Consider the following 7,681-nt stretch of genomic DNA (forward strand, 5'->3'; position numbering starts at 1 on the left):
GTACCAAAGCTCGAAGGCCTGATCGACGGCGAACCCCATGGCGACGTAGTAGGCGGAAGTTTGGGGTGAGTTTTGTACTTTCGCCAGGCCAAATATACGTTGAACACCACCACCACCACCATCCTCGTCATCAGCCAGCAGAGAATCCTCTCCGCGCACTGCCGTGGCGAAAAATGCTGAGGCCTTGATACTTTTTCCGACCCATTGTGCTGCATCCGGTGAGCGCGCAACAACGGTGCCGTATTGATCGAACAGGGTGAGAACAGTATTTTGAGGAAGTTCGTGGCGGGCAAATTGTTGGTTCATCCAGTCTACGCTCAGAATGGCTCCAATAACGGCGACTACTTGACCTGCATCATCCAGTACTGGGTAGCCCTCGCCGATAAAGGGGCGACCATTGATCCGACTGAAGGAAAGCCCACCCATCGCTAAGCCGCGGTTTTCCAGTGTCTGGGCGAAAGATGGATTGTCTTTTACGTTAAGAGGCCCCGGTAGCGGCCTAGCGCTGCAGAAAACGGAGCCATCAATATCGGCTACAACAAGGTTCAGGTATTGCGGGTAGCGCGGTAACAGATCGGAGAAAAGCGCGCTGCATTGTGCTGCGTGCTTCTCGCGGACCGCTGGAATGCGTGACAAGGTTAGCAGCAATTCTTCTGCGCGCTCGATGATTTGGCCCTGCTGAGCCGCGACTTCACGACTCGTGTTAACAGCAAGGGTGATCACGTCTTTGCGATGCAATCCCTGTTGTTCGTAGGCGGAATAGATGACTAACGCCAATACGGGAGTGATTACCAAAACAATTAGCCAGCTCAAGCGTGCGTTCAGGCTCATGGCGTTGAAAATTGTCATATCATTATCCCCCAGTCCACTATTAACTGGTTATGTTGTTGTGACAATTGAGAGACAAAATAAATTAAGCCTCTCTCAAAGAGGAATGAGTATTATCGGGCCATCAAATAATAAAGTGGCGGCCGATATTGCGCGGCTAAACAATAGCCCTTGTCATAACAATATCAAGTGGGCCTCAAGCCATTAATCCGACAAAAATTACCGGGCTTGGCTTGCGAATGCTAATAAACGTCACGAATTATCACCAGATATTATTTTCTCGTGCCTAAGCTAGGTTATCGAAATACGCTTGGTATACCCGCCAAGACTAGGAGGTTATCTGGGGCGTTTTCATTGCCTGCTTGAGTTTAAACCATTGATAGCTGAACCGCTTTAGACAATGTAAAACCACGCCCCTCATTAAAGTCAGTTGCTCTATATTCACACGCTACCGGCAGCCACTGAAATCTATATTCCAAATCATTATTACCCAGGAATTATTAGCTTCAAATTCTTCTTGTTTAAATGGTCCTAGCCCCGCAATCACGATAATTTTTTGGCTACTCTGAGGGTATTATGGCAATGGGCTTGCCGTTTTGCCGAGAATAAGCATTAGTGGATAAGGAGAGATGAATTCGATGGTTATTAATCTTGACGCGTATCACAAGGCTTATCTGACGATAGCCATGACCCTGTTAGTGAGTACGGCAGGGGCTCAAGAAATTGAAGAAGTTTTGGTCACAGCACAAAAACGTGAGCAATCGCTGCAAGATGTAGCATTGACAGTCCAAGTATTTGACGGTGTAAATATTTCCGATCGGGGCTTTGCTGACATCGAAAGTTTGTCTGAAAATATGCCGGCGGTTATCGTTTCGAGAACGGGAAACTCACAACGTATTATTATTCGCGGAGTGGGTTCCGGTACCAACAATGGCTTCGAGCAATCGGTCGGCACCTTTCTTGATGGAGTCTACATGGGAAGAGGCCGTCACTTAAGATCTAAGTTTTTCGACCTTAAGCGTATTGAGGTATTAAAAGGGCCGCAATCAACGTTATACGGTAACAATGTAACGGCTGGTGCGTTTATTGTTACCACTAATGATCCGACCGAAAATTTTGAAGGGCAACTGCGATTACTTGCTGGTAACGATGGCCAGTTTGATGGGGGGCTAAGCGTTTCCGGCCCAATCAGTAACGCTTTAAACGCTAGGGCTGCATTTTATAAAAGCAGCTTTGATGGCTACCTCTCCAACCCTACGGTCGGCGGTGAAGTGCCGCAAGATGACAACTGGGGGGGGCGGGTAGTGCTTCTGTTTGACGACGCCGGCAATATGACCGCTCGCTTGTCCTATGAACATCAAGATTTGCGTACTTTAGGTAATGTGGGTCAAGTGACTTATGACCCCAGCGCGGCAGCTGCGTTGGCCCCGGCAACTGGAGACCCCGGCGATTTCGACTATGTGGCCTATGGGGGAATGTTGTCCGGGTTTACCGCTATCAAGAATGGGCAGATTGAAGACGACAATACTTTCGATACTCTCAGCTTAAAGGCTGGCTTCAAAGGTAAAAACTACGTTCTGACCTCAATAACGGGTTACACCGAGTATGACTGGCACAATATTGTCGATGTAGCGCACCTGCAGCCCGACCTTGTTGCCCAAGAAACCAATCAGATATTTAAACAGTACAGTCAAGAGTTACGTATTGAATCGTCGCTGGGAAGCTACTTCGATTACCTTGCGGGGGCGTACTATCAAAAACAAGCGCTTGAACAGTTTATTACCATAGAGCTTCCCGGGCCGGGCGCCGTCATTCGCTCTCCTTCGGAACAAGATACGACAACCTGGGCAATCTTTGCTGAAGGCGTCCTTGCAGTATCCGATCACCTGCGCACAACACTCGGGGCGCGCTGGGGTTCAGATCGTAAATCAGTTTCCGATTCTCTTGTTTTTAATAACGCGGCTCTTGAAGGCTTGTTTGGCGCCTTTAATCACGACGTTTCCAGCAGTAGGAATAAAGACTATTTGTCTTGGTTGCTACGGCCTGAATTCGATGTCAACGACAACATCATGCTATATACCAGTGTCAACGTTGGCCATAAAATGGGCGGGTTTGATATCAACGGCTTAGGTGGCAGCATGGGCGCAGTGGCTGAGCCTGATTTCGAATTTGATGATGAGAAGGCGAGCCACTTTGAAGTTGGCGCCAAGGCAGCACTGCCGGAATATGCCGCTACGCTCAATGTCAGTGTTTTTCATACAGCGTACAACAACCTTCAGGTAACCCAGTTCACAGGTGCTGGTTTCAACGTGGGTAACGCAGCAGAAGCCGCTGTAAAAGGGGTTGAACTTGATTACCGGCAAGCCTTCACCGAAAAATTTATGGTATCCGTAACGGCCACTTGGCAGAAGTTTGAGTTCGATAGCTACCGTGGGGCGCCCTGTACTTCGCGACAGCGAGAGGGCTTAGATCTTGGATGTGACCTAGCCAGTAGAACGCAGGACCTTAGTGGGAAAACAGGGCAGTTTGCACCGGACTTTAGCGCTAATGTAAACCTGGATTACGAAGCGGACGTCTCGGGCTTATTAATCTTTCGTAGCAATTTAAACGTCGTTTATTCCGGTGAGTATTACACTGCACTCGGCTTGGATCCCAATCACCGCCAAGACAGCTATACAAAATTAAACGCTCGCCTAGCATTGGTGACAACGGACAATAGCTGGGAGTTAGCCCTCATAGGCAGAAACCTTACCGACGAAAAAGTCAGTGTGAATAGCTTTGATCACCCAATGTTCCCACTTACCTATGTTAAATATATTACCGCCCCCCGCTCATTCAGTCTGCAGGCAAGCTATCGGTTTTAATAATGTTATTTAAGTTTGCATGCTACACAAATGAACAATAGTCAGCGACTTTCTATTCCCGGCTAATTGAAAGCCGCAGATTTAGCATTTCATTAGGCGTTGTTCCCACGAGGGTAAGGCTTGCGGTGCTTCACCGATGTGCTTGGTTTTCTCTTAGCTGGAGCCATTCCCCAAAATCACTCGCAGGCATTGGTTTAGCAATAAAATACCCCTGAGCGATATCGCAGCCTAGTGTTGCTAATTCATTCCAGGCTTCTTGTGTTTCCACGCCTTCCGCGACGACTTTCATTTTTAGCTCATGGCCTAACGAGATACAGGTTTTAACGATGCCTCTGGCTTCTGAATCATGCGCCATATTCATAACAAAAGTTCTATCGACTTTTAATTCTGTGAAAGGTACACGGTATAGCAGCGACAAGGAGGAAAAGCCGGTGCCAAAATCATCAATGGATAATTCAATACCTTTCATGCGCAGGCGCGTTACTATGTCTAAAGACGTGGCCAGCTCCCCCATTAACTCGCTTTCTGTTACCTCTAGCATCAGCATAGATGGGTCTAGATTATTCTCTTTGAGTAGTTTGCTCAATTGTTCGGGCAGGGAAAGCGAGGTAATATTATCAGCCGAAATATTAATCGATACGCGAAAATAAATATTTTGAGCTTGCCAGTTAATGACTCTTTTTACGGCTTGCTTAACGACCAGCTCCGCTAGTGCGTCCATTAATCCATTGTCCACGGCCGTTGGCAGAAATACATCGGGGTAAAGTAGTCCGTGTAGGGGGTGCATCCATCGAACTAAGGCTTCAGCACCGACTATCGCACCTGATTTGATATCAACTTGTGGCTGATAGTGTAAAAGTAGCTGTTCATCGGCTATAGCGAATTCCAGTTCAGTAGCGGTAATCGATACATCACAGCGCTGTTCGCGATACCCCTCTATTTTTTTATACTTCTGCACTGCCGCTTTAAAAGCATTAAATGTGAAGGGTTTGTCTAAGGTTGTAATAATCTCGAGAGAATAGGCCTTTGCGAGTAATTCGGCGGAATGCAGTATCCCGGAATCATAGCCACTCACCAATATTAAAGGTAAGGCAATACCCTTAGTCACCATTTCTCGCATCACTTCGACGCCGTCCATGCCTGGCATGTTGAGATCTAAAACCATTATGGCGTCTTTATTGTGATCTGCACTTTCTTCGAAGAATTTGGATGCCTCTGTATAGGCTTTTGGCTGGTAATCCAGTATGCGAACATACTCCACTAATAGAGCGGCTATATCCTTCTCGTCATCAATAATATATATGGTCGGATTGGTCATCACTACCCTGTTCCTAAGACGTTTCAAACTCTATGGTGGTCAATTTTTCCTAGTAGTCACCGAACACTAGTTGAGTGAGCAAAAATATATCATTACTCATATCTGATGTCCGCAGGTCTACAGTATAGGATGTAGGTGGGCCAATGGCATAGGGTGCATAAACTATCTATCTCACATATTCAGTGTAATGCTTTGTCTAATTAGGCGTTGCATCCGTATGGGGATATACGTTATTAGGGTAATGCTGGACATAGCGTCGAGAAGTAATCACTGAGGCATGTAACGCTTTGGGTAGCGAGGGTAAGAATGTCGACATCAAGTATTGGATAAAAAATTATTGCATAAAGTATTTTTTCCTCGGCCCTTATGTTCTCGCCCCTAAGGGCGTAAATAAGGCAGGCATAAAAAAGCGCTAATGCTATTAAAAAGCATTAGCGCTTTGCGGTTTATCTCTATTTGCTATTAGTGCGGAGCAGGGACGGGATCATTTGCATGGGGGTAAACATAATCCATACCGCGATTTACAGCAGCTTTGGCATGGCAGCTAGTACAGGTGGGGGATAATGATGGGCCTTGGCGAGAAATACTACTGGCATCGTTATTCAAAATAAACCATTCCCAATCGTTATTCGCCGGATCGTATTCGCCGCCGCGTTTTACCATGGCAACAATTCGTGTGGTATTGCCGAGCTTATCAAACACCTGCTTAACAAACGTAGTGCCTACTGGGTATTCGCCTTCCTTAAAAATATAAGGGCTGGCATGTCCCTGTTTCTTGTAGGTTTTACGGTTGTGGCCACCATGTACCGAGTCTTCGCCTTTTTCATCTCCAATGAGCGGCCAGGTTTTAAAGTGTTTTAAATCGTGAATAGTGGTAGTGACTTCGCTGGGCTTGGTGAAGCTATAATCAACACCTGCTGTACCGGTGCCTTTCGAATGACAGGCGTTACACGCGCCATTTTTTAACTCAGCAGAACGCTTGGTGATTTTACCTTCGTGAGAGAGTTCTAACCATTCCCAGCCATTATGATCGGGGTTGAAACTACCACCGCGTTTAACCATGGCCAGTACTCCGCCGGCATCAGCTAGTTTTTTAATGCCGTTTGTTGTGCTGAAGGTTTCCTTAATGATCACGCTACCCACGGGGTAGTAAGCATCGTGTAGCATTTTATAGGCTTTACCGTTTTGGAAAACCGCACGCACATAGTCGGGTTCTGAGTTGCCATGGGCTGCGCCAATAAACGGGTTGTGGTTACCCAATACATAGTCTGCAAGATGCCAATCTTTGTAATTGCTAAAGGTGGCGTTGCTGGCAATATATTCAGTTTTTTCGGCGTGTGAATTAAAAACGGCATCGCTGTGTTTGAAGACATGATCCACGCCTTTTTCATCTTTTGCCGCACTGTGGCAAGCATTACAGCCAGGCAGGGCGCCACGCAGTGAATCGCCTGCGTCATTTACGACAACTTTAGCGACATCGTGCGGGTCGAGCATGAAATATTCCCAGTTCCCGCCCTCGGGGTTGAAGTCGCCGCCGCGTTTAACCATGCCGACAACTTGCGCGACTTTACCGTCTTTGGTGATTTCTTTAATGAGCGTTGTGCCGGTAGGGTAGTGCATGTTGCCATGTTGATCTGGGTAGGCTAAGCGTTGCTTTTGGAAGGTGCGACGTAAATCGGGATTATCAATATGGGCCCAGCCATCTAAGTTCTCTGGGGTGGTGTTGTAGTCAATTAACTCCCAATCTTGGTAGTTTTTAAAGGCGTGGGTATCTATTGCGAATTCGGTTTTTGCAAACGTAAAATCTGTCCCCGTATCAGATTTCCCATCGGCAAGACTATGGCAGCCACTGCAGTTTTTGCCGGCGGGTTTTTCGCCTTGTGCAGTTACGGATTTCAAGTCGTTATCCAGAATAAACCATTCCCAGCCACCATTCTCAGCATTAAAGCCGCCGCCGCGTTTAACCATGGCTAAAAGGCCACCGGTTGGTGCGAAGGTTTTCATCATGCCGTGTTCGCTGTGCTCAAACGTGAATGTCTCTTTAATAATAATGGAGCCCATGGCGAACTCGTGCGCGTCTTTACTTTTGTAGGCTGCGGCATTCATAAAGCTTTTGCGCATGTAGTCATCGCTTTTGCCGGCTTCACCTTGGTGTGCGCCACCAAGCATGGGGTGGGTTGCGCCTATGCTGTAATCGCTTTCATGCCAATCGCTATAACCGACAAAATCGCTAATAACGGCTTTAAATTCATGATGCTCGGGTGCGCTACTGTAATGTCCTGAAGACATTGACGAATGAGTCTCGCTCATCATACTGCTAGAGTTGTGAATCATGCTGCTAGAGCTGGCAGTCCCAAGGCTTGATGACATAGACATAGATGAATCATCGTCGACGCTGACGCTAATGGTTTGGCCATCACAAGCGACGATTGCAGCGGCAAGCAAAGTCACGCTGGCTAGCTTTACTAGCGGTACTTTACCGTTGATTTTAGGGTGCTTCATGTTGGAGTCCTTTTGGTTTAGTGCTTAGTGTTGTGGCACATAGGGCGTTCTATTTATTGTGTAAACGAACAGGCCAAATTGCATAGGCGAGGTCACCTTTATTGGCCTTAGGGGCGAGGAAACAATATTTCATCCACTAATGCTTGATCTCGACCTCCTTATCTTCGTT

At 47.0% G+C, this 7,681-nt stretch carries 4 protein-coding genes; 1 reads left to right on the top strand and 3 read right to left on the bottom strand.

The annotated features are described in order from the left end of the window. The coding region (locus tag AC3A8L_RS17890; protein WP_487963639.1) for a hypothetical protein at nucleotides 1–849 on the bottom strand (849 nt) is incomplete at its 3' end. A 617-nt stretch (nucleotides 850–1,466) separates the two neighbouring features. Between AC3A8L_RS17890 and AC3A8L_RS17895 the strand changes: the two genes are divergently transcribed. Next, a complete protein-coding gene (locus tag AC3A8L_RS17895; protein WP_487963640.1) occupies nucleotides 1,467–3,692 on the top strand; it encodes a TonB-dependent receptor in 2,226 nt (741 codons plus the stop codon). Between the two features lie 130 nt (nucleotides 3,693–3,822). Here the strand turns inward: AC3A8L_RS17895 and AC3A8L_RS17900 are convergent, their stop codons facing one another. Next, complete coding sequence (locus tag AC3A8L_RS17900; protein ID WP_487963642.1) at nucleotides 3,823–5,010, bottom strand: EAL domain-containing response regulator; 1,188 nt, start codon at nucleotides 5,008–5,010, stop codon at nucleotides 3,823–3,825. Nucleotides 5,011–5,472: 462 nt separating this feature from the next. Then, nucleotides 5,473–7,512, bottom strand: coding sequence for a cytochrome P460 family protein (locus AC3A8L_RS17905; RefSeq protein WP_487963641.1), 2,040 nt, complete (start codon nucleotides 7,510–7,512; stop codon nucleotides 5,473–5,475). Nucleotides 7,513–7,681: the final 169 nt, after the last annotated feature.

This window comes from Marinagarivorans sp. (assembly GCF_982758155.1).